This is a genomic window from Methylomonas methanica (assembly GCF_001644035.1).
GTDB classification, from domain to species: Bacteria; Pseudomonadota; Gammaproteobacteria; order Methylococcales; family Methylomonadaceae; genus Methylomonas; species Methylomonas methanica_A.
The window spans coordinates 140,350-166,316 of record NZ_LUUG01000049.1 but is presented as its reverse complement, the minus strand read 5'-3'; the positions used below and the strand labels follow the sequence as shown (position 1 = coordinate 166,316).

Below are 25,967 nucleotides of genomic sequence, written 5' to 3'. Positions count from 1 at the left end.
GACTTTACTGTCGCAATTAATCCCTTTTGGAGGTTGTATGAAATGCACTATCGGCTGGATTATTCCTACTTTGCTGACAACAGCAGCTTTGCAAGTGCAGGCTGACGAGCGGGAGGCTAGGGGGATTAACGTTGCTTTTACCGATTGCACCGAGTTTGTCGGGGTTACACCGGTCCCTGAGAGTAAAGCTCGGGCTTTGGTGCCTAGCCAATATCAATTGGTCGTGGATGACGCCGGGGCAAAATTGGTGGTGCGCATTGCCCATTGCCAAGGTGTGGCGGTGAATAATCGCCCAGCCCAAGCCGGCACGGTGGCCCACCTTGGCATCATGCTGTATTCGCCGGACGGTACCGGAACCGATCCCAATACTGCAATCAATAATTACACCCTCACCTATGCCAGCAATGTGCCTGCTTTGGTCAACGGTTTACGCAAACAAGGCGTACCTGCACAATGGGATGGCAATTTGACCTATGAAGTGACGCCGACAAGCGCAACAAACGAGTTTTACGCCGCGGTTTCTCCCGACGGTCCCGGCACTATTACATGGTTTTTACATGGGGCCGTAACCGAGCCGACCATTGCCAGCGAGTTTCTGGCAAATTGGTGGTCTTATTCCAAAAAAGGCGAAGTCAAAATGGCGACCAGCATAGGGCAGATATATTTTGACTTTGGTTCAACAGTCTCTTTCTTTACAGCCAGAGATAGCGTCATCGGCGACTTGCTTGGCGGCAATAGCGTTGCAAATTTTGCCTTAAGTTTTCGCGGCAAGTTTTCGAGCGGTCAAATGGCTGTGACCCGTACGCGGTAAAATTTTAAACAACCATTAAGCAGGTGTAGTTTCCTTGGTCTGCTTTTGTTTATTCAACTGAGTTAAAAAATAGCTTTGATAGTTCCAGCCTGGACGAGGCGGTGGTGGTTGGTGAGCGAATGGCATAATAAACCTCTGTGGTGCATTGATTAGGGATAAAAGATGCTCCCGCCGACTCAGCAACGATGCGCTCTATTGCTTTAATCGAGTCTGCGGGAGCATTAACTAGGAAATATTGAAACTAATACACTGCGAGGAAGAATCTACCAGCGAAAAGCCGACAAGCAAGAGCGCGTAAGATTTTACTGCGATGAAATACAGTCCAACTGTGCCTCGCCGTTCCGTTAGTCGATAAAGTGACTGACGGAACGGCGAGGTGTCCTAGGTTTCGTTCACCAATGTAACTGTTCGGTGAGCGTGGATTGACGTAACTTAAGCGGCCGCGAAGCCGTCTACTTGCTCGCGGGGTATTTGCAGGCCGATTAGTTTTTCAACTAAGCGCAAGGCTTGATATTCGTCTTGCGATACCAGCGAAACCGCCTGACCGTTTTGCCCGGCCCGACCGGTTCTACCGATGCGGTGTACATAATCGGCGGACGAGCGTGGCAATTCGAAATTAACCACATGCGGCAATTGGGCAATATCGATGCCCCGAGCTGCCACGTCAGTGGCTACCAACACGCGAATCTCACCGGCTTTGAAGCCGGCCAATGCGCTGGTTCTAGCGCCCTGGCTTTTGTTGCCGTGAATCGCGGCAGCCTTGATATTGGCGATGTTCAGTTTTTCGGTGAGTTTGTTCGCGCCGTGCTTGGTACTGGTAAACACCAGTACTTGTTGCCAGTCTTTGGTTTTCACCAAGTGGGTCAACAAGGCGGTTTTAGCGGTTTTGCTGACCGTATAAACCCGTTGATCAATCAGGTCGGCGGCGGCATTTTCGACGGCCACTTCAATTTTGACCGGATTAACTAGCAAATCGCCGGTTAACTTGCGAATATCGGCGGAAAAAGTCGCCGAAAACAACAGGTTTTGGCGCTTTTTCGGCAGCATGGCCAGGATTTTGCGAATGTCTTTGATAAAGCCCATGTCCAACATGCGGTCAGCTTCGTCCAGCACCAACATTTCTACTTTATCCAGTTTTACTGCGTTTTGACTGACCAAATCCAGCAGACGCCCCGGCGTTGCGGTCAGAATGTCCACGCCGCCGCGCAAACGCATCATTTGCGGATTGATTTTTACGCCGCCGAATACGACTTCGGATTTTAAGCGTGGTTGCTGATGCGCGCCGTATTTGGCAACGGATTCGGCAACTTGCGCGGCCAGTTCGCGGGTAGGCGTCAGGATCAGTGCGCGCACGGGCCGATTGCGGCCATGGTCGGTTTGCGCCAAGCGGTGTAGGATCGGTAAAGTAAAGCCGGCGGTTTTGCCGGTGCCGGTTTGCGCGGCGGCGAGTAAATCGCGGCCGGTTAATACGGCGGGTATGGCTTTACTTTGAATGGGGGTAGGGGTGGTGTAGCCGGAATCGGCAATAGCTTTTATTAAAGCCTCGGATAAACCGAGATTGGAAAATGGCATTAAGGTCTCAATGGGGAAAATAAGGGGAGAAATCTGTGTTCGGCAGTACTGCTGTCGCGATGTCCGCCCGGGGACTAATGGAATTACATATTGAAGATGAACTTTCAGCGGGCAGTCTATCACGGTTATTGGTTTAAGGTTAGGAAACCGGCGCTAGCCTGATTGAACGGCTGCTCGCGGCAGTGAAATTGATGCGCAAAAGCCGTGTTCAAATAGCCAAACTGGCCAGATCGAGTACTATGCCGCCGATTTTTTCCGCGGCGCCTAAATGGTTGGCAATACGTATGTCGATTTGCGGATGTGTGTCGCGAATCCTTTGTACTTGTTCGGGAATATCGATGCTGACGTGGCGTCCCGCTGACAGGAAATAAGGCATCACGATTATCTGCCGCGCGCCCTGGGCTATTTGTTGGCGTAAGCCTTGCTCGATAGTCGGTTCGGCGATCTCCAGAAAAGCACAGTCTATTGCCGCGAAGCGAGTAGTCATCAGCCGCAGTTTTTCTATCAGCTCGCGAATCTCAAGGTTGGAATGCTCCCGACGGCTGCCGTGCGCCACCACTAACAAATGTGTCACCGGCGTGCCTTATTCGATGTCGATATGTATTTCGTTGCGGCGCAAGGCTGGTAAAGTCCAAGGCGGATCGTATGCCGCCGAACGCGGGGCAGATAGGGGTGTGAGCTGTTGTTGTTCGAGCCAGGCCATCAATAGCTGGCTTTTTTCGTTAATTTTTTCCAGGTTCAGACTGCCGGAATAGCGCAGCACCGCGACTTTTTTCGCGGATAAGGCTTTGATGGTCACTTGGGGGTCGATTGGAGTCGGTAATGTTTCGAGACTGTAGCCTGCCGGCATCACGAAAGCCATCGTCCATTTGTTATCGACTGCCTGCTGCAACACAGGCGCGGTCATCGCAATTTGTTCGCCGGCATTTTCGCGAAATACTGGGGCGGTCATAGCCATCCGCTGCTTTTGCTGATTGCCACCAAAAATATAGCCCGCTAAGCGGTTGAAACCGATATTGCCGGCTTGCGCGTAATCCTCGTCGATGACGGTTTCGGCGATCAACAAGGGCGGATACTGCCTGATTTGCAGGTCTCCCTGTTCGGAGAGCAACTGATATTGCGGTTCGGCGCTGCTTCTAATGCCCATTACCGTGCATCCAGTTAAAATTACGCTGAGCAACGCTGCAAAAGGGTTTTTCATGTTTTTCCATGTTCGGAGCGAATGCTGCAACGTGCATCTTGACAGGCTTTGGCGCCGAACAAGGCGCCGAGCCCCAAACGGTGCCGGGCAAACCAGGCATAGAGGCTATCGAATAGCGGTCTTAGCAGCGGCCAGCGGGTAGGAGCCATCAGCCATCCTAATCCGACAGCGCTGTATGCAGCGTAAAATACCGGCATCCCCTTGATCAGCCGGCCATCAGCGCATACGCCATGGATTTCCGCCATCAATTCGTCCAGCGATTTGTCATAGTGAGCCGGGTTGAAATCCTCGGCATGAATATCTTGCAAACCCAGTTTGTTTTGCTGGTTTCGCGAGCGCAACCACGCCACTTCCTTCCGGCAAATGGGGCAGCGGCCATCGTAAAGCAGAGTGAATTCGTGTTTGCTGTTCATCGAACTATTCTGGGAAATGGCGCTAGCGTGCTTGAAATGCTGCGACTGGCACCTTGATTCATAGTCATGCAAGTCTGTATTAGTTTGTGTTCTAAGTTCACAGTTCTTGTATCGCTTTCTTGCAAAAAAAGTCCCCTCGCGATGCGCGGGCCTCGCAGATGGCGAGATACTCGCATCGAAGGGGATTGTGGGCTATGGAGCACCCCTCTGAGGACGGAACGTGTGTCAGTAATCAACAAACTTAGCACTTTGCAATGTACCAGCAGATGCGGCGTAAGCAAGGGGGCGAATGCTAAAAAACGGTAGTGTGATCTCGTCACATTCTCGCTTTCGAAGCGGCAATGGCGAATTGGCGTTTTCGTTTAAAGAGTTATGAACAGGCTATCCCGGCAATAGTTCCTGTTTTATTGTTTACCATAAAGGAATTATGAATAACGTAAATGGCTAATTGTAAATTTTCGACAGGGGATTATAGTGAAGTCGTCCTTTAAATCGACTGCAAACGGTCAAGGCGGAACAGATGAACGCTCCAGGTAGTTTTAGGAAAGACAGTAGTGCCGGTATTCAGTTTGCTACCGGTATTTTGAACTTTTCGGTGGGTGAGTTTTTGATATCTACGCTTTTGTTCGGTGCTGCGTCCATTTGTAGTACTTCGATTTTGTTGGACCCGCTAGTGCTTTAAGTTTTATGTGTGACCTCCCTCGTTGTTAAGCAGTGACTCCGGCGCTGCACACTCTATAGCCTCTATCGTTGTATTCGGTAGAGGCTTTTTTTATTTACATCGAAAGTCTATTTGCACCGCACGCGGTAAATGGCGTAGCCGGCAAAAGCCATGGTTAGAAGGTAAATTGTCACTGTAATCATTTTGTACTCCTGGTTATCTTTATTGTTGTGCGCCATTTATAACAGAAATCCGGGCACAGAAGCCTACATTTGCGTTGGCAACAGTTTTCGCATGTTAGTGACGTTGTGGATGAACGCGGTTTTCCACAAAAACTGTGGATAAGCTTGTTGGTATGCTGATAAAAGTAAGTGCAAGTCGCTGTATTTACGGAGGCGCTGTCAAATTGGCTAAAAATTGACCACGGTTACTTGATTGATCAAGTTGTCAGCACCGAAAATCGATAGCCGCAATAACCGTTTGTCGATCACTTTGCCGGAAATTTTTTCTGAGCCCTTAGTCGCTCTTCGCCTAGAATGTTCAGTCTCCGTGGCAAACTTTCAGGACATGTTATGCAAATTCTTGGTGTGGATATTGGCGGTTCAGGTATTAAAGGTGCGATTGTCGATACCTTGACGGGCGAACTGGTTTCGGAACGGCATAGAATCGATACGCCGCAGCCTGCAACACCGGAGGCGGTAGCAGCGGTTCTGGCGCAATTAGTCTTGCATTTGGGCTGGACTGGACCCGTCGGTTGCGGTTTTCCAGCGGCGATTCAACAGGGCGTGGTGCGCACAGCGGCGAATATATCCAAGGCTTTTATCGGCACCAATATCGATAAATTGTTTTCCGAAGCCACCAACTGCGAGTGCCACAACCTAAACGATGCCGATGCCGCCGGTATCGCGGAAATGCATTTTGGCGAGGGCGCCGGTCAAGCCGGCGTGGTCTTGTTAATTACCATCGGCACCGGTTTGGGAACCGCGCTGTTTACCGACGGCAACTTGCTACCCAATACAGAACTAGGGCATGTGTATCTGGAAAATGGTCTGGAGGCCGAGCGCTTCGCATCCGACGCCGCCCGAAAGCTGCAAGATTTGGGTTGGAAATCTTGGGGTAATCGCTTCAATATCTATTTGAATACGATGGAAAAACTGTTCTGGCCCGATCTGATCATTTTGGGCGGCGGTGCGAGTAAAAAATTCGATAAATTTAAAGAGCAAATAGCCATAAAAACCCCGGTTAAGCCGGCGGCGTTTTTAAACCAGGCGGGTATTGTCGGCGCGGCGCTATATGCCAAATCCAAAGTTGTCTGATCGATGGCACTTGAGTCAGTAAACCTTGTGAGCAGAAACAGCAAAACAAGGACTTTTTCAAATAGCTGTAGATATTTCCATCCTCGATAAAAATTCTGTTTTCAAGCAGACTTGACTATCTAATTACCCGCGGTAACCTCTATTGCATGAGGTTGCCGGTGGTGAAAAATTCAATTTTTTCCGTGAGAGCAATCAGACAAGATAGTCGGTAACCTCATATTTTCCGTATGCTGTAAAAGTTGATTATTCTGCCTTGTTGCATGGCAACCAGCAGGTGATTAGCGCAAATCATGGGTGGTGCTGGTGACGCAAGCTTCTAGGTCGGGAGATAGCTAGAGGCCCGTCATCAGTATCATTCCTGGTCTTCATCAATATCCCAAACAACTAAAGCTACTAGCCACCAGTGCTTCAGCTTGTTTCGAGGCCAAGCGCCTTTACTGCCCAATCCCGCCCGTGTACCATGCCGAGAACTATCGCGCCGATGTGGTTGATGAATGTGCCGGCGCCGTTATCAACTGCCGACTGAAGCGAGAAAACTCATGACGACGCTTAATATCAACGGTAAAAGCCGCAAGATAAATCTGCCGGCTGACACGCCACTGCTTTGGGCGCTGCGCGACCAACTGGGTTTGACCGGTACCAAGTACGGTTGCGGCATGGCACTATGCGGTGCCTGCACGGTGCATATCGACGGCGAGCCGACCCGTGCCTGCGTCACGCCTATTTCGGCTGTGGTCGGCAAAAAAATTGTCACTATCGAAGCTATAGAGCAGGATCAGACCGGTAAAAAGGTCCAGGACGCCTGGCTGAATCTGGGAGTACCGCAATGCGGCTACTGTCAGGCCGGACAAGTCATGGCAGCTACCGCACTGCTGAAACAGCATCCACAACCCAGCGACGCCGAGATTGATAAAGCCATGAGCGGCAATCTGTGCCGCTGCGGCACTTATCCGCGGATTCGCGCCGCGATCAAGCAGGCCGCCGGTTTGCCGGAGGGGCAATCATGAGAAACTCAGCCGAATTTCTGCAAGCAAATACCGATCAGAGCAATGCCGACGACGCTTATGTGATCGACAATGTCAGCCGCCGGACTTTTATCAAACAGTTCGCGTTGAGCGGCTTTGTGTTGGCCGTGGGCCTGCCTACGCTGCTGAGAGCGGATGAAACTGCCGAGCCGGCCGCGGCCGGCAAGTTCGGTGCTGATGCGATGCCGCACGGCTGGGTGGATAATCCCCTGGTATTTGTGGCCATTGCCGCCGATGGCGCGGTAAGCATCATCTGTCACCGTTCCGAGATGGGGCAGGGCGTGCGTACCAGCTTGCCGATGGTGGTAGCCGATGAACTGGAAGCCGATTGGTCCAGGGTGCGTGTCGTGCAAGCGCCCGGCGACGAAAAACGCTTCGGCAATCAAGACACCGACGGCTCGCGCAGCATGCGCCACTTTTTTATGCCTATGCGCCGGGCCGGCGCGGCTGCCAGACAAATGCTGGAAGCCGCCGCCGCCGCGCGCTGGCGCGTGCCGGTAACGGAAGTGCGCGCCGAGCAACACCAAGTACTGCACGTGCCCAGCGGCAAAACCTTAGGCTACGGCGAATTAGCCAAAGCGGCGGCAAAACTGCCGGTGCCAGACCGAGATACGTTGCGTTTGAAGAGTTCGACGGAATTTCGCTACATCGGCAAAGGCCGGCAAGGCGTCTACGATGGCCGGGATATTGTGACCGGACGCGCCATGTATGGCATCGATACGCAGTTGAAGGGCTTGCTTTATGCCGTGGTGGCGCGGCCTCCGGTGTTGGGTGGCAAGCTGTTAAAATTTGATGCCAGCGCCGCTCTCAAAGTGCCGGGTGTCGTAAAGATCGTTGAACTGCCCAGCAGTCCGCTACCCGCGGAATTCAACCCGTTGGGTGGTGTTGCGGTGATTGCCATCAACACCTGGGCGGCGATTCAGGGCCGCAACGCCTTGAAAATCGAATGGGACAACGGCATTCACGCCAGCTACGATTCGCTAGCCTACAAAGCCGAACTGGAAGCCGCTGTCCGCCAGCCGGGTAAAGTGGTGCGCCAACAAGGCGATGTCGATGCCGCATTGCAAGGCGCGGCCAAACGCCTGGAGGCGGAATATTATTTGCCGCATCTGGCCCAGGCGCCGATGGAACCGCCGGCGGCGACGGCTCGCATCGTCAAGGGACATTGCGAAATTTGGACCTGTACCCAGGCGCCGCAATTGACGCGGGATAAAGTCGCCAAATGGCTGAAACTGCCGGAAGATAAAGTGACGGTCAACGTAACTTTATTGGGCGGCGGTTTCGGGCGTAAATCCAAACCCGATTATGTTATCGAAGCGGCCTTGTTGTCGCAGGCGATGCAAGGCAAACCGGTGAAACTGACCTGGACCCGCGAGGACGATTTACACCATTCCTATTTTCATACCGTATCCTTGGAGCGGCTGGAAGCGGGTTTGGATGCGCAGGGCAAGCCGGTAGCCTGGCTGCATCGAACGGCGGCGCCGAGCATTTCCTCCACATTCGGGCCGGACAGCAAGCAACAGATGCCGGTGGAATTGGGGATGGGCGTGATCAACGTGCCGTTCGCAATCGATAATCTCCGCATTGAAAACCCGCCGGCTGCGGCGCATACCCGTATCGGCTGGTTTCGCTCGGTGTCCAATATTCCCCATGCCTTTGCCGTGCAGTCTTTTGTGGCTGAACTGGCGGCGGCGGCGGGACGCGATCATCGGGATTTTCTGTTGGACATCATCGGTCCGGCGCGGCGCATCGACCCGGCTAGTTTGAGCGATACCTGGAACCAGGGCGAATCGCCTGTGCTTTACCCGGTCGATACCGGCCGTTTACGCCGGGTGATCGAAACGGTGACCCGCGAAGCCGGTTGGGGCCGTCAGCTAGCCAAGGGCCAAGGTTTGGGGCTGGCCGCGCATTACAGCTTCGTGACTTATGTGGCTATCGTTGTGGAGGTCGCGGTCGATGACGCGGGTAAATTGAGCATCCCTAGAGTCGATGTGGCTGTCGATTGCGGTCCGCAAGTCAACCCCGAGCGGATTCGCTCGCAGATCGAAGGCGCTTGCATCATGGGTGTCAGTTTGGCGACGCTGGGCGAAATCAGCTTTAAAAACGGTGCGGTCCAACAGGACAATTTTCACGCGTACCAGCTCACGCGCATCGACGATGCGCCGCGCGAAATTAAAGTGCATTTGCTGCCGTCCGCCGAATTCGATACTCCTTTGGGCGGTGTTGGCGAACCGGGCGTGCCGCCGACTGCGCCGGCGCTATGCAATGCGATTTTCGCGGCCACCGGTCAGCGCATACGGCAATTACCGATACGGGATCAGCTTTTGAAGGATTGAGGACTTTTCTGGATGGCGGCCAGCTAAATTGGCTTGCCGTCCCCGGTTTTTTCCGGATCGTGAAAGCTTAAGTCCGCCGTTTAAAGCTTTGGCAAAACCGGTCGATAACCGGATGCCAGCCGAAACATGGCGGGTACTATTCAATCCAGAGGAGATAAACCATGTCATCCGTATCGGGAGTGGGTTCAACGCCGTATTTCCCCATAACCAATCAACCGAAACAGCCCGCAGCCAATCAGCAAACAGCAACGCCGCCAGTGCAAGCTGTTGTGAAAGATGCAGATGGCGATAATGATGCAAGAAAAGGCAGCAAAATCGATACCTATGCCTGATAGCGTTAGCGGTTCCAAGCAGTAAGAAAAAGCCGGGTAACACCGGCTTTTTCTTGTGTGCAATGTGTTGGAGGCAGCGAATTAGGGAGTCTGTAAAAAACGCTGCTTGGCCTCGTTTTCTTCCCGCGCTGCGTCTATCTCGCGGATGACGCTGCGCAAATCGGCCGGTTTAGCGTTGTCCTCGAAATGGCCGGTCAGGTTGGTTTCAGGATGCAAATCGCCGCTTTGATAAAGCTTCCACATTTCCTTACCAAAGTTAGTCTTCAATAACTCCGGCGCGAACTGGCCGAAATAGGCGGCCATATTGGCAACGTCCCGTTCCAGCATCGCGCGGGCGTTGTTATTGCCGGCGGCATCGACGGCTTGTGGTAAATCGATAATCACCGGCCCATCGCTGCCGACCAGCACGTTGTATTCGGATAAATCGCCATGTACCAGACCGTCGCAGAGCATACGCACGATCTGGCCGATCAGAAACGCATGGTATTGGCGCGCCAATTCTGCCGGCATTTCCAGATCGTTGAGCCGGGGTGCCGGGTGGCCGTCCGCATCGGCGACCAGTTCCATCAGCAGCACGCCGTCGATAAAGTTATAGGGTTTCGGTACTCGGACGCCGGCGTCGGCCAGACGGTATAAGGCGGTCACTTCGGCGTTTTGCCAAGCCGATTCCTGCTCTTTACGACCATAGCTGCTGCCTTTTTCCATCGCGCGAGCGCGGCGGCTGTTGCGGACTTTGCGGCCTTCCTGGTACAGAACGCTTTGCTTGAAGCTGCGCTGGTCTGCGTCTTTGTAAACTTTGGCGCAGCAGATTTCGGCGCCGCAACGCACTACATAAACGGCTGCTTCCTTGCCGCTTTTCAATGAGCCAATGACTTCGTCGACCAGGCCGCTATCGATTAAAGGTTCGAGTCTTTTCGGTGTTTTCATGAGAGTTATTATGCCGTGCTGGCTTGAGTTTAGCTCAATACTTCGACAAATTGATGGCGCCGAGCCACCGGAAACGGGCTTTCCAGCTTTAAACAGTAGAAATAGATAGCCGTCTGGCAGCAGCGAATGGTTTAAATCAGATAGGGTTCACGTCTTTATGATGAGCATGTTGACGCAAATTTAACCCGGTCTGCTTGGCCTTATTTCGGTTCGAAACTGCCAAGTGGCTCACTTTTGCCGTTTTGCTGGTACATTAGCCGGTTTTAAATAAAATGCTTCGGCAATAACCGATTTACAATCAGACATGGCCAATTCCAAACACATCATCATCGTCGGCGCCGGTCCGGGCGGCTTATGCGCCGGCATGTTATTGAGCCATCGCGGCTTTAAAGTCTCCATTTTCGATAAACATCCTAATGTTGGTGGCCGTAATCGGGCCATCACCATGGATGGTTTTACGTTTGATACCGGTCCGACCTTTTTGCTGATGAAAGGCGTGCTGGATGAAATGTTTGAATTATGCGGCCGGCGCAGTGAGGACTACATGCAGTTCATGCCGCTGAGTCCCATGTACCGATTGCTGTACGACGACCGCGAGATCAATGTCTACTCGGACCGGGAAAATATGCGCGCCGAACTGGAGCGGGTATTCGACGAAGGTAGCGCCGGCTATGAGCGTTTCATGGATAACGAGCGCAGCCGTTTCAACCGTTTGTACCCTTGCATCACGCGAGATTACTCCACGATGGCCTCGTTTTTCTCGCTGGATTTGATCAAGGCCTTGCCTTGGTTGGCATTTCCGAAAAGTGTCTTCAAAAACTTGGGCCAGTATTTCGATAAGGAAAAAATGCGCTTGGCATTTTGTTTTCAATCGAAGTATCTGGGCATGTCGCCCTGGGAATGTCCGGCGTTGTTTACCATGTTGCCTTATCTGGAACACGAATACGGCATTTACCATGTGGCGGGCGGTTTGAATCGCATTGCCTCGGCGATGGCGCAGGTGGTGACCGAGTCCGGCGGCGAGATTCATTTAAATGCCGAGATTGCGTCTTTGATTGTCGAGGATGGGGTAGCGAAAGGCGTGAAATTGCAAAACGGCGAGGAAGTGCGCGGTGACGAGGTTATCGTCAATGCCGATTTTGCGCATGCCATGACTCATCTGCTGGAACCGGGCACCTTGCGTAAATACGATCATCAACAGCTGGAAAAGCGCGAATATTCGTGCTCGACCTTTATGCTCTATCTGGGCTTGGACAAGCAATACGATTTGCCGCATCACACTATCGTGTTTGCTAAGGACTACCGTACCAATATCAGCAATATATTTAGCAATAAAACCTTGACCGAGGATTTCTCGTTTTACGTGCAAAACGCTTCGGTCACCGATGCCAGTTTGGCTCCGGCAGGCAAATCGGCTTTGTATGTGTTGGTGCCGATGCCCAATAACGACAGCGGTGTCGATTGGCAAGCCCATTGCGCCGATGTGCGCGAACAAGTGCTGGATACCCTGGGAGCGCGTCTGGGTTTAACCGACATTCGTGAACATATCGAATGCGAAAAAATCATCACCCCCGGCACCTGGGAAAGCGACGAGCACGTCTACAAAGGCGCAACCTTTAGTCTGTCGCACAAGTTTAGCCAGATGCTGTATTGGCGACCGCACAATCGTTTCGAAGAGTTGGATAACTGCTATTTGGTAGGCGGTGGTACCCATCCGGGGAGCGGCTTACCCACGATTTATGAGTCGGCGCGGATTTCCTCGAATCTAATTTCCCGCAAACACCGGGTGAATTTCCATGAAATCCAGCAAAGCGCCTGGTTGAAGAAAGCCAAGGCCTAAACGATGGCAACGATGCAGGCCGTTTCACCGGTTGATGGCAGAGTGCTGGGCGATTTTCCGGTTAGTCAGGCGGCGGAGATTCAGCAGCAGATGCTGGCTGCGCGTTCAGCCGCGCAAATTTGGGCCAAGCGTCCTGTGGCCGAGCGGGCCAAAATCTTAGCCAAGCTGGCGCCCTTGTTAATGGCTGAGCTGGATTCGATTTGCGAATTAATCAGCCTGACCACCGGTAAAGTCCGCACCGAAGCGTTGTTGGGCGAAATTTATCCTGTTTTGGATTTGGCGCGTTACTACCAAAAACATGCCGCGAAAATCTTATCCTATCGAGGTATCCCCACCTCGCCGTTTGCGTTTCCTGGCGCTACTGCGGGGATCGAACGTCGGCCCTTTGGCGTGGTGGCAGTGATTTCGCCATGGAATTATCCGTTCCAACTTTCTATGGGGTCGATGCTCACAGCCTTGTTTGCCGGCAATGCGGTGATCCTGAAACCTTCCGAATTGAGCTTGCCGGTCGGGCAACTGGTAGGCGACTTATTTAAACAACTGGATTTACCTGAAGGCCTGGTGCAATGGTTGGTTGGCGACGGCGAAATCGGCGCACAACTAATCGATGCCGTCCCGGATTTGGTATTTTTTACCGGCGGCTTGAATAGTGGCAAAGCCGTGATGCAGCGGGCCGCGCAGCATCCGATTCCGGTATTGTTGGAGCTGGGCGGCAAGGACCCGATGCTGGTGTTCAATGACACGCAAATGCAGCGCGCCGCTGATGCAGCCTTGTATGGGGCGTTTTGCAATAGCGGTCAGGTGTGCGTATCGGTGGAGCGCTTGTATGTCCAGCAAGACTGTCACGATCCGTTTTTAAAGCTGTTACAGGACGGAGTTGCCCAGTTGCAGGTTGGTCACAACCCGCAAGGCGATCTGGGGGCAATGACTACGGAACGGCAGATTGCGCTTGTCGAAGCGCATTATCAGGACGCCATCGCCCAAGGCGCGCAAGCCTCCGGGCCGCTGGAAAGGCAGGGTAATTATCTCAAGCCGGTCGTGCTGTGGAATGTGCACCATGGCATGCGAGTGATGCGTGAAGAAAGCTTCGGGCCTTTATTGCCTGTGATGGCTTTTGCCGATGAAGACGAGGCAATTCGTTTAGCCAACGACAGTGAGTTTGGCTTGAATGCCAGCGTCTGGAGTCGAGATATTACTAAAGCGGAGCGGGTCGCGAGCCAACTCGAAGTAGGGAATTGGGCGATCAACGATGTCATCAAAAATATCGGCCATCCTGGCTTGCCGTTTGGCGGCGTCAAAAAAAGCGGCTTTGGCAGGTATCACGGCGCGGAAGGTTTACGCAGTTTTACCTATCCGGTGGCTGGCATGACCAGTCGCAGCCATTTGCCCAAGGAACCGAACTGGTTTCCGTACTCAGAGCAGCGCTATCAAGACTTCAAAGGCTATATGGACTTTGTCTATGGCGAAGGTTCGCTGATACAGCGCATCAAACGCAATTGGCCGGCGCTGCAAGCGTTTAGGGAATATTCAGCCTTCGATTTAACGCAACGCTGGCAAAATCTTAAATTACTGTTGTCATGGAAACGGGACTACTGATGAAGCAAAACAATACTAAGCGCGTCGTCATCATCGGCGCCGGTCTGGGCGGTTTGTCCGCAGCGATTTCGCTAGTTAGCGAAGGCTTCGCGGTGGAGTTGGTCGAGAAGAACGATAAGGTCGGCGGCAAGCTGAATATCATGACCAAAGACGGCTTTACCTTTGATTTGGGGCCGTCGATCCTGACCATGCCGCATATCTTCGAGGCCTTGTTTACCAAAGTCGGCAAAAACATGGCCGATTATGTTGGCATCGAAAAAGTCGAACCGCACTGGCGCAATTTCTTTGAAGACGGCACGACCATTGATTTATGTGAAGACGAACAAAATCAGCGCCGTGAGTTGGACAAACTCGGGCCAAATACCGCCGCCGAGTTTGCCCGCTTCATGGCCTATTCCAAAAAGCTGGGTACCGAAACCGAAGCCGGCTATTTTGCCAAGGGCCTGGATACCTTCTGGGACTTGCTGAAGTTTTACGGCCCTATTCGTGCCTTGAATTTCGACGTGTTCCGCTCGATGGATCAGGGCGTCAAACGCTTTATTTCTCATCCCAAACTGGTCGATATTCTCAATTACTTCATCAAATACGTCGGCTCTTCGCCTTACGACTCGCCGGCCTTGATGAATCTGATGCCGTATATTCAATACGAATACGGCTTGTGGTATGTGAAGGGCGGTATGTACGGCCTCGCGCAAGCCATGGAAAAACTGGCGATCGAGTTGGGCGTGGCAATACGCTTGAACACCGAAGTCGAAGAGATCCAATATCAAGGCGGGAAAGCCACCGGCATTAAGCTGCAAGGCGGCGAGGTACTGGAAGCGGACATCGTGGTGTCGAATATGGAAGTGATTCCAGCGATGGACAAACTGCTGCATAGCTCGCCCGCTGAACTCAAAAAAATGCAGCGCTTCGAGCCAACTTGTTCGGGCCTTGTTTTGCATTTGGGGGTAAATCGGCTTTATCCGCAATTGGCGCACCACAACTTCTTTTATTCCGATCATCCGCGTGAGCATTTCGATGCGGTGTTTCATAGCGGTAAACTGTCCGACGATCCGACCATTTATTTGGTAGCGCCCTGCAAGACCGACCCGAGCCAGGCGCCGGACGGTTGCGAGATCATCAAAATCCTGCCGCACATCCCGCATATCAACCCGGATAAACCGCTGTCGGCGGAGGATTATTGGGCGCTCCGCGAGCGGGTGTTGGCCAAGCTGGAGCGGATGGGCTTGACTGATCTGCGCAAGCACATCGTCACCGAGGAATATTGGACTCCGTTGGATATTCAGGCCAAATATTATTCCAACCTGGGCTCGATTTACGGCGTGGTCGCGGACCGATGGAAAAATTTGGGCTTTAAGGCGCCCCAACGCAGCAATCAGTTATCGAATTTGTATTTCGTCGGCGGGAGTGTCAATCCCGGCGGCGGCATGCCGATGGTGACTTTGTCCGGGCAGTTGGTGCGGGATAAGATTTTGGCGGATTTGGGGCAAGCCTAACCCTGGCAGACAAAAAAATCTGGATTTGCATAAGCCCATTAAATTTAAGCCTACACTTAGTCGGCATTGTGCATGGCTCAGGTTTTGAGCCCGGCATAAATGCATCCGCGCCGGAAACGCTGTATTAAGCGGCTTCCGGCTTATTTTGTATGCTTACTGTTAGCTAGATTTTTATGCTGCTTTTTTTTCGGAATATCCCGGCTCCGACCCGTCCCAACGAATTGTATTTTTACGTGGCGATGGCGGTCAGTGAAGATTTAATAGCACAAGCCGAGCAGGTAATAACGGTCGATGTGATGGTGATTCGGGACAGGCGCACCAATCAGTTGGAACATCACGGCTTGGTGTCGGTGAGTTCCGACGAGGCCGGCATCCGCGCTATCAAGAATCTGAACGGTCTGTTATTTAATGGCTGTGAGGTTTTGGTCCGATGCTACAAGCAGCGTGATGTGAAAAATGACAGGCGCCGCAACGGCTTGCCGGTGCCGCAGGACATTATCGACAAACGCATTCAGGACCGCCGCCGCGGCGATAGCGTGGAAATTTATGTCGATTTTTCCAACGTGTTCTATCCGATCACTCTTTAAAGAGGCTGTCGTAAAAGTCTAAACAGTCCCGTCTCCCTCCGTACCCACTGGGTATAAAAGAGAAGGTTAGGATGAGTGTATACAAAACAATAGCTTATAGATTTTCACCCCCTCACCCCAACCCTCTCCCGCGAGCAGAGGGGGCTTTTACGACGGCCTCTTGAAGGCGTTGTGCAATTTTTGCATTAGGCCCTTAAAGCCAGACGCGTACGCTGTTCCGGCCATTTTCCTTAGCGGTATATAGCGCTTTATCAGCCTTAGTCAATACGCAATCCGCCGTACCGCTATCGGCATGCATCAGGGCAATCCCGATGCTGACGGTTATCGAAATCGTATGCTTATCGATAACCAGCGGTGTATCGGCTAGTACGTTACGTAAGCGTTCGGCAATTATTATGGCTGGTTCGGCGTCGGTCTCAGGCATGAATATCGCGAACTCCTCACCGCCAATCCGGCCCACGACATCTATCTTGCGCAATTCCGCGCGAATAATGCCGGCAAAGTGTTGCAACATCGCGTCCCCGGTGGGGTGTCCGTAACCGTCGTTAATCTGCTTGAAATGATCCAGATCCAGCATTAACACGGCTACCCGGTGATTATTGCGCTGCACCCTGGCAAATTCGTTTTCCAGGCGGGCCATAAAGTGCCGGCGATTTAGAAAACCGGTCAAGCCGTCGGTCGTCGCCAATTCCCAGAGCTCGGTTTGTATTCGTTTGCGTTCGCTGACATCCTGCTTGACGCCGACGAAATGCCGTATGCAACCTTGTTGGTCCTTGACGGGGGAAATCACCAGCTCTTCGTCATACAGTTCGCCATTTTTGCGCCGGTTGACGATTTCGCCACGCCAAGTGTTTCCGGACAGTATGGTGTCCCATAAATTCTGATAAAACGTCGGGTCTTGCTTGCCGGATTTGACCAGCTCGTTGGGCCGCATACCTATAGCTTCGTGGCGACTAAAGCCGGTCAGCGTTTCAAAGGCTTTATTGGCCCATTCGATATTGGCATTTACATCGGTAATGACGACACCGTGTTCCACTGTTTCCAGGGCCGACACCAGCAAGTGGTCGCGCAACTCCGACGCCTTGCGCAAGCTGATATCCTGATGGATGCCGACCGCGCGGATCGGTTGGCCATGAAAATCCCATTCCAGCACCCGGCCGGTATCGTGTACCCAGACCCAATGGCCTTGCTTGTGGAGTAAGCGATGCTCGGCGGAGTAAAGGTCGGTTTCCCCGCGCAAATGCGGATCCAGAGAGGCTTTGACGACTTGCCAATCGTCCGGATGCACCAAGCGTTTCCAAATATCGATATCGGACCCGACTTCGTCGAGCGTATACCCCAATATCGACGCCCACAGTTCGTTGAAGATCACCTTCCCGCTGGGAATATGCCAATCCCATAGGCCCAGGCTGGCGCTCTGCAAGGCCATGCCCATCCGTTGTTCGGATTCGTAAAGCCGTTTTTCCAAGCTGATCCGCGTCAACGCGTAGCGTATGGCCCTGACCAGGCTGTCGGTGTCGATGCTGGTTTTGATCAAATAATCCTGCGCGCCGCAGTCCAGAGCCTTCAGAGAAAACTCGGTATCGTCGTGCCCGGTCAGCACGATAATCGGCAGTACTCTGGTCGCTTTACGGATACGCCTGACCGTATCCAGGCCGCGCGAATCCGGTAAGCTTAAATCCACCAGCACCACGTCGATTTTTTGCTGGGCAATGATTTGTTCGCCATCCGCCAAATTTTCGCGCCAGATCAGTTCGAAACGCAGGTTGGTCGAGGCGCGCAAATATTGCCGAACCAGACTGGCGTCGCCAGGTTCGTCTTCGATTAATAAAACGCAGCAATTTGTTGCTTCGGTCATATTTATGGCTTGCTGGGTAAGCGCACTACATTGAACCAATAACCTTCGATTTGCCGAACCACCGCGATAAATTGTTCGACATCCACGGGTTTGGTAATGTACCCGTTGGCGCCAAGTTGATACGTCGCCACTACATCGCGCTCGATATCCGAGGTGGTCAGTACAATAGCCGGGATGCTGGCAAAGTCGGGTTCCGACTTGATTTTAGCCAGAAACTCGCGACCATTCATGCGCGGCATATTTAGATCCAGCAAGATCAAATCCGGGCGTGGTGCATCGGCATAGTCGGCGCCTTGCCGCCGCAAAAATGCCATGGCCTCGACACCGTCCCAGACATGATGCAGATTGCAGCGCACCCGGTTTTCCTTGAAACTCATTTTTATCAGATGGGCATCGGCGGGTTCGTCTTCCACCAGCAGCACATCGAACAGCGGAGTCGATTTATCCGTCATGCTTATTTCCTTCGATATTGGGTAGCTCGAACACCACTGCGGTGCCGCTCTGCGCCGTACTTTCAATCCAAATTTTGCCGCCGCAACTGTCAATGATGCGGCGGGCAATAGACAAGCCGATACCGGTGCCGGCCTCGCTATTGCGGTAGTTTAGGCGCTCGAAGATTTCGAAAACGCGGTGCCGATATTCCGCACGAATTCCAGAGCCATTATCGCGGACATGATAACGACTTACGTTCTGTTCCGATACGCCACCAATCTCAATTTTTAAGGCTAGATCCGGATCAGCCGGGCGGCCATGGATCAGCGCATTGTCCAGAAACAGGCTGAACAGCTCGATTAACCGCGGGAGATCGATGTAGGCATCGGGTAAGCGACTGACAGTGACGGTGGCCCCCACTGCGGCGATTTTGTCGGCAAAGTTGCGCAAAACCGTCTCCACCGCTGTTTCGGCAGACGCTGCGCTGACTTTGTCGCGGGCTTGATCGGCGGTTATGTAAAGTTGAATGTCGCGCACCAGACTCAGTAAGCGCTGGGCGTCTTGTTCCAGATAACATAGGCTGGCGTTGACGTCTTCGTCAGCCAATACCTGCGGGTAGGCGCTGAGCGAACTGCGCAGACGCTGGGTAAAACTGGTGAAGCGGCGAGTCGGTTCCATCAAGTGATGGGCGGATATTTCCGCGAACCGGCTCAGGTCGGCGTTGCTGGTTTCCAGTGCCATGCGGATTTGTCGAGGTTCGGTAATGTCGATACAGGAGCCGATATAGCCGACAAATTCGCCATTGACATCGTAACGCGGGATACCGGTATCGAGCACCCAACGGTATACACCGTCGTGGCGTTTTAGACGATGTTCTATGCTAAAAGGCAGCTGCCGATCAAAGCAATGGCTGTAGTGCTCGCGGCAGACATCGCTATCGTCGGGGTGTAGGCCCGCTGTCCAATTGTCGCCTTGCTCTTGGTCGATGCTATTTCCGGTAAAATCCAACCAGACTTTATTAAACCAGTAGTAGCGCTTGGCGGTGTCCGAGAGCCAAATCATCACCGGCGCCGAGTCCGCCATCGCCCGGAACCGGCTTTCGCTCTCGCGCAATTCGGCGGTCATGTTTTGCGCCAGGGCCATCGCCCGGCTGCGGCTGTTCACCAACTGCCAGGTCAACAGACTTAACAGCAGGCTCAGGCTTACGCTGCTGCCGGCGATAATGGCAGGCTTGTCTTGATCGACCCGCGCTTGAAAATTCGGTTCGGCGTGAATAAATAAAGTCCACGGGTGGCCGGCCAGCTCGATCTGTTGTCTGCTGGTCAATATCGGGGGAGGGCTTGCCGGCGGCGACGAGCCGTACATGCGGTTTTCTTCGTTTACCTCGTCGCCGTCGAATATTGCCAATCCCAAATCGCCTTCTTGTTCGCCGCCGATGCCGGCCATTAAGTCCTTGGTCCGGAATGGCGCGTAAACCCAGCCCATTATATTGGCGCGGCGCTGCTCTAGCGTGTCGTGCGGCAAGTCTTTTTTATACACCGGCAGGTACATTAAAAAGCCGGCTTGCACGTCTTGCTCGGTTTCCTGTAGTAACTTAACCTTTCCGGTAACACCCAGGCTGTTGTTATCGCGGGCATAGCTTAATGCCCGGTTGCGGGTGGGTTCGGAGAACATGTCGTAACTGAAGGCGCGTAGATTACGGCCGGAAAACGGTTCCAGATAGATAATCGAGGTGTAAAAATCCCGTTCGCCGATAGGATGGATGTCGTAATCGGCGAAGCCCTGTTTGCGCAGCTCGGCAACATGTCGGTCTTTCTCGATTTTAGGAATCCACAGCGAAAAGCCCACGCCCTGGATGCCGGGAAAACGTTGGTCGAGATTGAGTGCAGATACATATTCCCGATATTCGTTGCGCTCTACCAGCCCTGATGCCGCAAACAAGCCTCTGGCGCCGTATAACATTTGCTCGTAAGTTTGTAGCCGTTGCTCAATACTTTGCACCAATTGCCGGACGCGGAAATCAAAATACAGCCGGCGTTCGTTTTCCAAGTCCTGGGCCGCAATCCGCCAAGCCTCGTAGCTGGTCAGCAATGTAATTGACAAGACTGCTGCCGTCAGCCAGTGACTGTAGTACCGAGGTTTGCTCAAGCTTGGGTGTGGCGGGTCGCCAACCGAGATTTTGTGGTTATTATTCATGTCGGTTGACTATCGCTTGTGGGGGTATAACCCAAGGGAATTTCAAAAGTAAAACATGAACCTTGGCCTTCGCCGGCCGAATCCACCCAAATTTTGCCGTTGTGATGTTCGATTATGCGCCGGCACAAAGCCAGGCCCATGCCGGTGCCTTCGAAGCGCTGGCGTGCTTGCAGGCGGCTGAAGAACTGAAACAGCCGCTCAAATTGTCCAGGGTCTATACCGATACCGTTGTCGCGCACGCTGAGCCGCCAAAAGCCATCACTGACCTCGGAGTTAACGTCGATAACGGGTGCTTGGTATTCTTGGCGATAGTGCAGGGCATTGACCAGCAGGTTTTACAGCAAGCGGCTCAGTTCATCGCGGCTGGCATACAGGATGGGCCAATCGCCTTGACAACGGATGTTGGCTTGGCATTGTGCGGCCAAGGGTTCGACGAACTGCAACACTTCATCGCGGACCGCATCGCTGGCAATCCAGGATTTTTGTTGAGTCTTGCGGCCGACGCGCGAATACTCCAGCAGCGAGACGATCATTGCATCCATGCGCTTGGCGCCTTCCAGCGCAAAATTCAGATTTTGCCGCGCGTCTTCATCCAGCGATTCCCGGAGATTGCGTTCCAAAAATTGTAAATGGCCGGACACCATGCGCAAGGGCTGGCGCATGTCGTGGGAGACGCTGTAAGCGAACTGTTCCAGATCGACATTGGAACGCAACAAGGCATCGTGGCTTTGCCGTAACTCCTGCTCGATCTGTTTATGTTTGTCGATATCGACATGCGTACCCAGCATACGTTGCGGTTTGCCTTCCGGTGTGTGCGCCACCACCATGCCCTTAGCGAGTATCCACTTATGCCGGCCGTCCTTACAGCGCATGCGAAACTCCACCCAATACAATTTATTCTTGCCGTCGAAGTAGTCAGACAGGGTTTGAAGCACCCGCTCAGTGTCGTCGGGATGCAGGCTGTCCCGCCAGGCTTCAAAAGTATTGGCGAATTCATCGGGCTCATAACCTATCATCGACTTCCAGCGCGGTGAAAAAAACACCTCGCCGCTAAGGATATCCCAATCCCATACGCCTTCGTCAGCGCCTTCCAGGGCAAATTTCCAGCGGTATTCGCTGTCCGCCAGCTGAATATTTTGTTCACGGACTCGGCGCCGTTCCGCCGCCAGATAACGGTTCAACGAAAATAAACTCAAGCTGAGCAACACCACTAGCAATATGCCGGCGCTGATTGCCAGCACTGGCGTAGGGTAACGTTGCCAAATATCCGTCAACGTGAATAGCGGAACGGCGTCGAAGGGCTTGGCGCGCAAGTTCCGCAGTAATTGTTCCACCGAATTGTAATCGGCCGGAATGGTAAAGCCCTCAATCCCTGGAATACGGTCGGGGCCCATCAGTAACAAAGTGCCGGCGACTTTTTTTGCCAGTTCACGGTCTACGCTCGGCAAGGCTACAAACGGCCACTCCGGATAAAGTTGCGTCGATAACAGTGCGAAGGTCGCGGATGTTTGCATATTGAGGATTTTGATCCGCCCCAGGTCGAGCTGGCCTCTTGCGGCCAAATCCTCCAGAACGCCGCTACGGATGAAGCCTATATCGGTTTGTCCGGACAATACGGCTTCCACTACCGCGTCGTGCGGCATACCTGTGAGTACCAATTGGGATGTCTTGACAATGTCTATGCCGGCTTGGGCGGCTTCGTAAGCTTGCATCTGGAAGCCGCCCAGGGAATCTTGACTCGTGGCGGCGATTTTTTTGCCGCGTAGGTCGCCTAGCGCGTTTAGATCCCGACGCTCGGCCAGCGCGAAGATCACACCGCCGAACATCTCTTGGGAGCGGCCGTTCTCGTGCCTGACTAAAGTTGCCAGCGGCGCTGAAAAGCCATGTTGATAGCTGATATGAACATAGTGACCGGGATTGGTCAGCACAAAGTCCAAGCGTTTACTGTCTACGCCGGTTTCCAGTTCGTCATAGTTCAAGGCTTCGACGATGAACTCGCGCTCCGGGATGGCTTGGTGCAAGACTTTGCTTAGCGCTTGCCATTGCTCCAGAGTTTGCGGCTTGGGCCGATAGGCAAGCACGCCGATGCGCACCGGCTCGTCGGCTGGAACCGCAAAACTGGCTAGCAGCCACCAGCTCAGTAGTAAAAATTTGCTTGATTTAAGCAAAGCGTTTTTTGTCATTGAAAAGTTGTTACCGCGCATAATCATAAAAGCCAATACTGAGCCGGTCAGTGTCCCAGGCACTCCCTGATGCTTAGCTGGGTCGCTTTACGCGCAGGCCAAAAAGCAGCTATCCAGGCCACGGTTAACACAATTATCAGCCAGTACAGAATAGCCCAGAAGTCGAAGCTGAAATCCAGTTGTATGCCAAGCATAGTTTGTCCGAGTTGTTTGGCTAGAGGTTCTGCGGCCAGATAGGCAAGCGGAATGCTCAGAAACCAGGCCATAACGCCATGCAATAAGCCTTCGAGTAAAAACATGCGGAACACTACTTTGGAGGGGGCGCCGATGGCACGCAATACGCCTATTTCGCGAATGCGCTGCAATACACTAATTGCCAAGGTGCCGGACAGGCCGATGCCGCCGACTGCCGCAATCATGCAGGCCAAGCCGAGCAAGGTGTTCAGTACCGGTTTGAACTGGTTACGGGCAAATTGGCGTTGTTCGAGTTTGGCGAGCGTGGTGTAAACATCCAGTTGCACGCCTTGATCTTGAAAACGCTGCTGCAAGTTGCGCAGATAGTCGGCTTCGTGATTCAGATCGGCCACCGGCGTATCGAGTAATGCGAACGACGCCATATCCCGGCTATGGGTAATCCGCCGTAGGGTTTCCAGCGGAGCAAAGGCCGGTTCCACCGCATAACTATTGCCCGCCAACCAGCGATAAATACCTACAACTTGCCATTTCTCGTGATGGGTCCCTAGCGCAACGTCCAGGCTGTCGCCCGCTCGGACACCGTTCAGCGCAGCGGTATCGGCACTTAGCACCAGCACGCGCTCGCCGGCGTCGCTGGCTTGCAACCAGCGCCCGGATTCAATCAGCGGTTGATACAGGTTTGAGTCTTTGGGTAAGGCTAACATTTGCAAGCCCAGGCTGCCTTTTTGCGGTAAGGCTAGGCCGTCCTTGGTTATTTGCATGCTGGATCGTTGCCAGAATTCGATATTTTCCGTGCCGGCTGCGGCAGCGATGTCGCGAATTTTTTGTTCGGGCTGGTCGATGGTAAAACCCAGCCGCACGGCATAGCGGCTGCGGGCCATTTCCCGGTCCAGGGTTAAATTCAGCGAGGCGATCAAGCTGGTCAACACCAAAAACATCACGCCGGCAACGATCAAAACGCTTTGCGTCAGCACCAGCCTGGCTTTGCGGCGGAACAAATTCCCCAGCGCCGCGGCGGATAGAGTCGGCAGAAAACGAGCCCCGAACTTTTCTATGCAAAGATCAAAACGGTTGTAGCCAAAATCCGCGCCCACGCCATAACTGGCGATGGCCATGCGCACCGTCAGCGCCGCGCCGCGCAGAATCGGGACCAAGCCCGCCAGTAAAGGTGCCAGTAGGCCGCCCAGTAGCATGTAGATAATGGTGGGTACGGAAACCGCAAATTCACCGCAGGCTATATTGAATAAAGCCAACAGCCGGCAAGAGCTGAAATAAGCGCCTGCCAGCGCCGGCGGCATGGCTAAGACTATCGCCAGCAAAGCCAGCAACAGGATTTCCAGCAGATACAATTTGGCGATGGTTTTAGTTCTGCCACCCAGCGCTTTCATCACGCCGATTTGATCGGTTTGCTGGGTGATATGGGCCGATACTGTGTTTAAAATCAGTACGCTAGCCAGGGCTAACGAGACCAATGCCATAACTTGCAAGACGCCATTGATGCCGGCTAAAAACGGCCGGCCCCAATGTTGTTCAGGGTCTTGTAACAGGGTGACGTTGACGCCGATATGCTGCGCGGTCAGCAGGCTGCGAATTTGGTTGGCGACGCTGCGGGCGGTTTCGCTGTGGTAAGGATCGGCGATTTGCACCAATAATTGCCGAAAACTATGTGCCGGAATGCCGAATTGGGCGGCTTGGGCCGCGCCGGCAAAAAAATGCACTTGACCGCCGAATTTGGGCGGCTTAACAAAGGGGTGACGGACGATGCCGCCGATAGGCCAGGTTTGCGGGCCTTGGGTGGTTTCGAATTCGATGTTGCCGCTTTGTATGTCGCTGGACAGGGCGGAGAGGTTTTCTATTGCTATCTGATCCGCGCTTGGCCAATTACCGGATTGCAAAGCGGTTTTGTCGAAATGTTGATTGCCATAGTCGGGGCGGATTATCAGTGTACCCAGGCGCCAGTCGGTCTCGCCAGGTTGCCGGAAGTGGACGCTCAGCGGCGTCATGGTATCGACGCCGGCTACGCCAGGTATGGCTTTAACTTGCTCCAGCAAACCGATGTCGGCATCGTTACGCAAAATCAGATTGATATGCGAGGGTTGCGATTGCCGATGCGCGGCATCCATTTTACTCAGCAATAAATCGATCATACCGAACAAGGTGCCGACGCAGCAGACGCCGGCCGCGATGCTAATAATAGCAAGGGCAGTGCGGCTTTTAGTCAGCCATAAGTCGGCCCAGATCTTATACCAGAGCGTGTTCAAACCAGGTTTACCGGCTTGCTGTCCGCGTGGATCCGCCCGGAACGGATTTCCAGTTTGCGGCTGGCGGCATCGGCCAGGGTCTCGTTGTGCGTGACCATTACCAGGGTTTTGCCTTGATCGCGTAGATGCGCGAACAAATCGAACACCGAATCGGCGGTGGCCACATCCAGATTGCCGGTTGGTTCGTCGGCGACGATCAGAGGGGGGTCGTTAGCCAGCGCGCGGGCAATTGCCGCCCGTTGCTGCTGGCCGCCGGACACCTGGCTGGGCAAGCGCGCCGCCGCATCGGCCAGGCCGACCAGTTCCAGCAAATGCATGGCTCGTTCGCGGCGCTGGTTTTTGGTCAAAGAACCGAGAAAGTCCATCGGCAGCACGATGTTTTGCAGCAGATTTAGGGCTGGCAATAACTGGAAGAACTGAAACACGATACCGACATTGGCACCGCGCCAACTCGTGAGCTTTTCGTTACTGAGTTTTTGCAGTTCGGCACCGTTGACGATGACTTGGCCTTGGCTGGGGTGATCGATGCCGGTGAGCAAATTCAATAAAGTGGATTTGCCATTGCCGGACGGGCCGACGATGGCGACGAATTCGCCGGGGTAAATGTCCAGATTGATGTCGTGCAATACGGTTTGCAGCGTGCCGGCTTGCGGGTAGTCCTTATAAACCTGTTTCAGTTCTATGATCTTTTTCATAACAGCCGGCAAATTGCGGTATGTTACACGAGGC

Annotated in this window: 21 protein-coding genes; 9 read left to right on the top strand and 12 right to left on the bottom strand. The window is 53.3% G+C overall.

Annotated features, from left to right (window positions below; translation table 11 throughout):
• Positions 1–37 precede the first annotated feature (37 nt).
• A complete protein-coding gene (locus A1332_RS04725) occupies positions 38–811 on the top strand; it encodes a hypothetical protein (RefSeq protein ID WP_064007402.1) in 774 nt (257 codons plus the stop codon).
• A gap of 432 nt (positions 812–1,243) precedes the next feature.
• Here the strand turns inward: A1332_RS04725 and A1332_RS04720 are convergent, their stop codons facing one another.
• The 4 genes from A1332_RS04720 to A1332_RS04705 all read right to left on the bottom strand — a co-directional run bounded on the left by A1332_RS04720 (position 1,244) and on the right by A1332_RS04705 (position 3,997).
• Positions 1,244–2,383 (bottom strand): DEAD/DEAH box helicase, encoded by a 1,140-nt coding sequence (locus tag A1332_RS04720; protein WP_064007401.1) that lies wholly within the window; start codon positions 2,381–2,383, stop codon positions 1,244–1,246.
• 208 nt (positions 2,384–2,591) lie between these two features.
• Positions 2,592–2,957, bottom strand: a complete 366-nt coding sequence (locus A1332_RS04715; protein WP_064007400.1) for a sirohydrochlorin chelatase — start codon at positions 2,955–2,957, stop codon at positions 2,592–2,594.
• A gap of 9 nt (positions 2,958–2,966) precedes the next feature.
• Positions 2,967–3,584 (bottom strand): SOUL family heme-binding protein, encoded by a 618-nt coding sequence (locus tag A1332_RS04710; RefSeq protein WP_064007399.1) that lies wholly within the window; start codon positions 3,582–3,584, stop codon positions 2,967–2,969.
• The gene (locus tag A1332_RS04705; protein WP_064007398.1) at positions 3,581–3,997 is read right to left on the bottom strand and encodes a thiol-disulfide oxidoreductase DCC family protein; all 417 of its coding nucleotides are present in this window, start codon (positions 3,995–3,997) and stop codon (positions 3,581–3,583) included. Before A1332_RS04705 ends, A1332_RS04710 begins: the two co-directional genes overlap by 4 nt.
• Before the next feature lie 1,233 nt (positions 3,998–5,230).
• Here A1332_RS04705 and ppgK point away from each other — a divergent pair.
• From ppgK to A1332_RS25220, 4 genes are all read left to right on the top strand, one after another.
• Positions 5,231–5,974 (top strand): polyphosphate--glucose phosphotransferase, encoded by a 744-nt coding sequence (gene ppgK / locus A1332_RS04700; protein ID WP_064007397.1) that lies wholly within the window; start codon positions 5,231–5,233, stop codon positions 5,972–5,974.
• Positions 5,975–6,513: 539 nt separating this feature from the next.
• On the top strand, positions 6,514–6,981 hold the full coding sequence (locus tag A1332_RS04695; protein ID WP_064007482.1) for a (2Fe-2S)-binding protein: 468 nt from the start codon (positions 6,514–6,516) through the stop codon (positions 6,979–6,981).
• On the top strand, positions 6,978–9,335 hold the full coding sequence (locus A1332_RS04690) for a xanthine dehydrogenase family protein molybdopterin-binding subunit (RefSeq protein ID WP_064007396.1): 2,358 nt from the start codon (positions 6,978–6,980) through the stop codon (positions 9,333–9,335). Before A1332_RS04695 ends, A1332_RS04690 begins: the two co-directional genes overlap by 4 nt.
• Positions 9,336–9,496: 161 nt before the next feature.
• On the top strand, positions 9,497–9,667 hold the full coding sequence (locus A1332_RS25220) for a hypothetical protein (RefSeq protein ID WP_157203939.1): 171 nt from the start codon (positions 9,497–9,499) through the stop codon (positions 9,665–9,667).
• Positions 9,668–9,748: 81 nt separating this feature from the next.
• Here the strand turns inward: A1332_RS25220 and A1332_RS04685 are convergent, their stop codons facing one another.
• Positions 9,749–10,594 carry a PA4780 family RIO1-like protein kinase gene (locus tag A1332_RS04685; RefSeq protein WP_064007395.1) on the bottom strand — a complete coding sequence of 282 codons (846 nt, stop codon included), beginning with the start codon at positions 10,592–10,594 and terminating at the stop codon, positions 9,749–9,751.
• A gap of 304 nt (positions 10,595–10,898) precedes the next feature.
• Between A1332_RS04685 and A1332_RS04680 the strand changes: the two genes are divergently transcribed.
• The 4 genes from A1332_RS04680 (at position 10,899) to A1332_RS04665 (ending at position 16,113) form a co-directional block, all read left to right on the top strand.
• Positions 10,899–12,434 carry a phytoene desaturase family protein gene (locus A1332_RS04680; RefSeq protein ID WP_064007394.1) on the top strand — a complete coding sequence of 512 codons (1,536 nt, stop codon included), beginning with the start codon at positions 10,899–10,901 and terminating at the stop codon, positions 12,432–12,434.
• A 3-nt stretch (positions 12,435–12,437) separates the two neighbouring features.
• Positions 12,438–14,030, top strand: a complete 1,593-nt coding sequence (locus tag A1332_RS04675; protein ID WP_064007393.1) for an aldehyde dehydrogenase family protein — start codon at positions 12,438–12,440, stop codon at positions 14,028–14,030.
• Entirely contained in the window at positions 14,030–15,526 is a 1,497-nt protein-coding gene (locus A1332_RS04670; RefSeq protein ID WP_064007392.1) for a phytoene desaturase family protein, read from the top strand. Before A1332_RS04675 ends, A1332_RS04670 begins: the two co-directional genes overlap by 1 nt.
• Positions 15,527–15,699: 173 nt before the next feature.
• Entirely contained in the window at positions 15,700–16,113 is a 414-nt protein-coding gene (locus A1332_RS04665) for an RNA recognition motif domain-containing protein (RefSeq protein ID WP_064007391.1), read from the top strand.
• Between the two features lie 193 nt (positions 16,114–16,306).
• Here the strand turns inward: A1332_RS04665 and A1332_RS04660 are convergent, their stop codons facing one another.
• Genes A1332_RS04660 through A1332_RS04630 form a run of 7 tightly spaced genes read right to left on the bottom strand, consistent with a single transcriptional unit; the run spans position 16,307 to position 25,933 of the window.
• Positions 16,307–17,971, bottom strand: a complete 1,665-nt coding sequence (locus tag A1332_RS04660) for a diguanylate cyclase (RefSeq protein WP_064007390.1) — start codon at positions 17,969–17,971, stop codon at positions 16,307–16,309.
• Between the two features lie 2 nt (positions 17,972–17,973).
• Positions 17,974–18,423 carry a response regulator gene (locus A1332_RS04655; RefSeq protein WP_064007389.1) on the bottom strand — a complete coding sequence of 150 codons (450 nt, stop codon included), beginning with the start codon at positions 18,421–18,423 and terminating at the stop codon, positions 17,974–17,976.
• Complete coding sequence (locus A1332_RS04650; protein ID WP_064007388.1) at positions 18,413–20,599, bottom strand: CHASE domain-containing protein; 2,187 nt, start codon at positions 20,597–20,599, stop codon at positions 18,413–18,415. The genes A1332_RS04655 and A1332_RS04650 overlap by 11 nt, the downstream gene beginning before the upstream one ends.
• Entirely contained in the window at positions 20,596–20,928 is a 333-nt protein-coding gene (locus tag A1332_RS04645) for a sensor histidine kinase (protein WP_269454641.1), read from the bottom strand. The genes A1332_RS04650 and A1332_RS04645 overlap by 4 nt, the downstream gene beginning before the upstream one ends.
• Before the next feature lie 6 nt (positions 20,929–20,934).
• A complete protein-coding gene (locus tag A1332_RS04640; RefSeq protein WP_197491394.1) occupies positions 20,935–22,782 on the bottom strand; it encodes a PhnD/SsuA/transferrin family substrate-binding protein in 1,848 nt (615 codons plus the stop codon).
• Between the two features lie 47 nt (positions 22,783–22,829).
• Positions 22,830–25,238, bottom strand: a complete 2,409-nt coding sequence (locus tag A1332_RS04635; protein ID WP_064007385.1) for an ABC transporter permease — start codon at positions 25,236–25,238, stop codon at positions 22,830–22,832.
• Entirely contained in the window at positions 25,235–25,933 is a 699-nt protein-coding gene (locus A1332_RS04630; RefSeq protein WP_064007384.1) for an ABC transporter ATP-binding protein, read from the bottom strand. Before A1332_RS04630 ends, A1332_RS04635 begins: the two co-directional genes overlap by 4 nt.
• Positions 25,934–25,967: the final 34 nt, after the last annotated feature.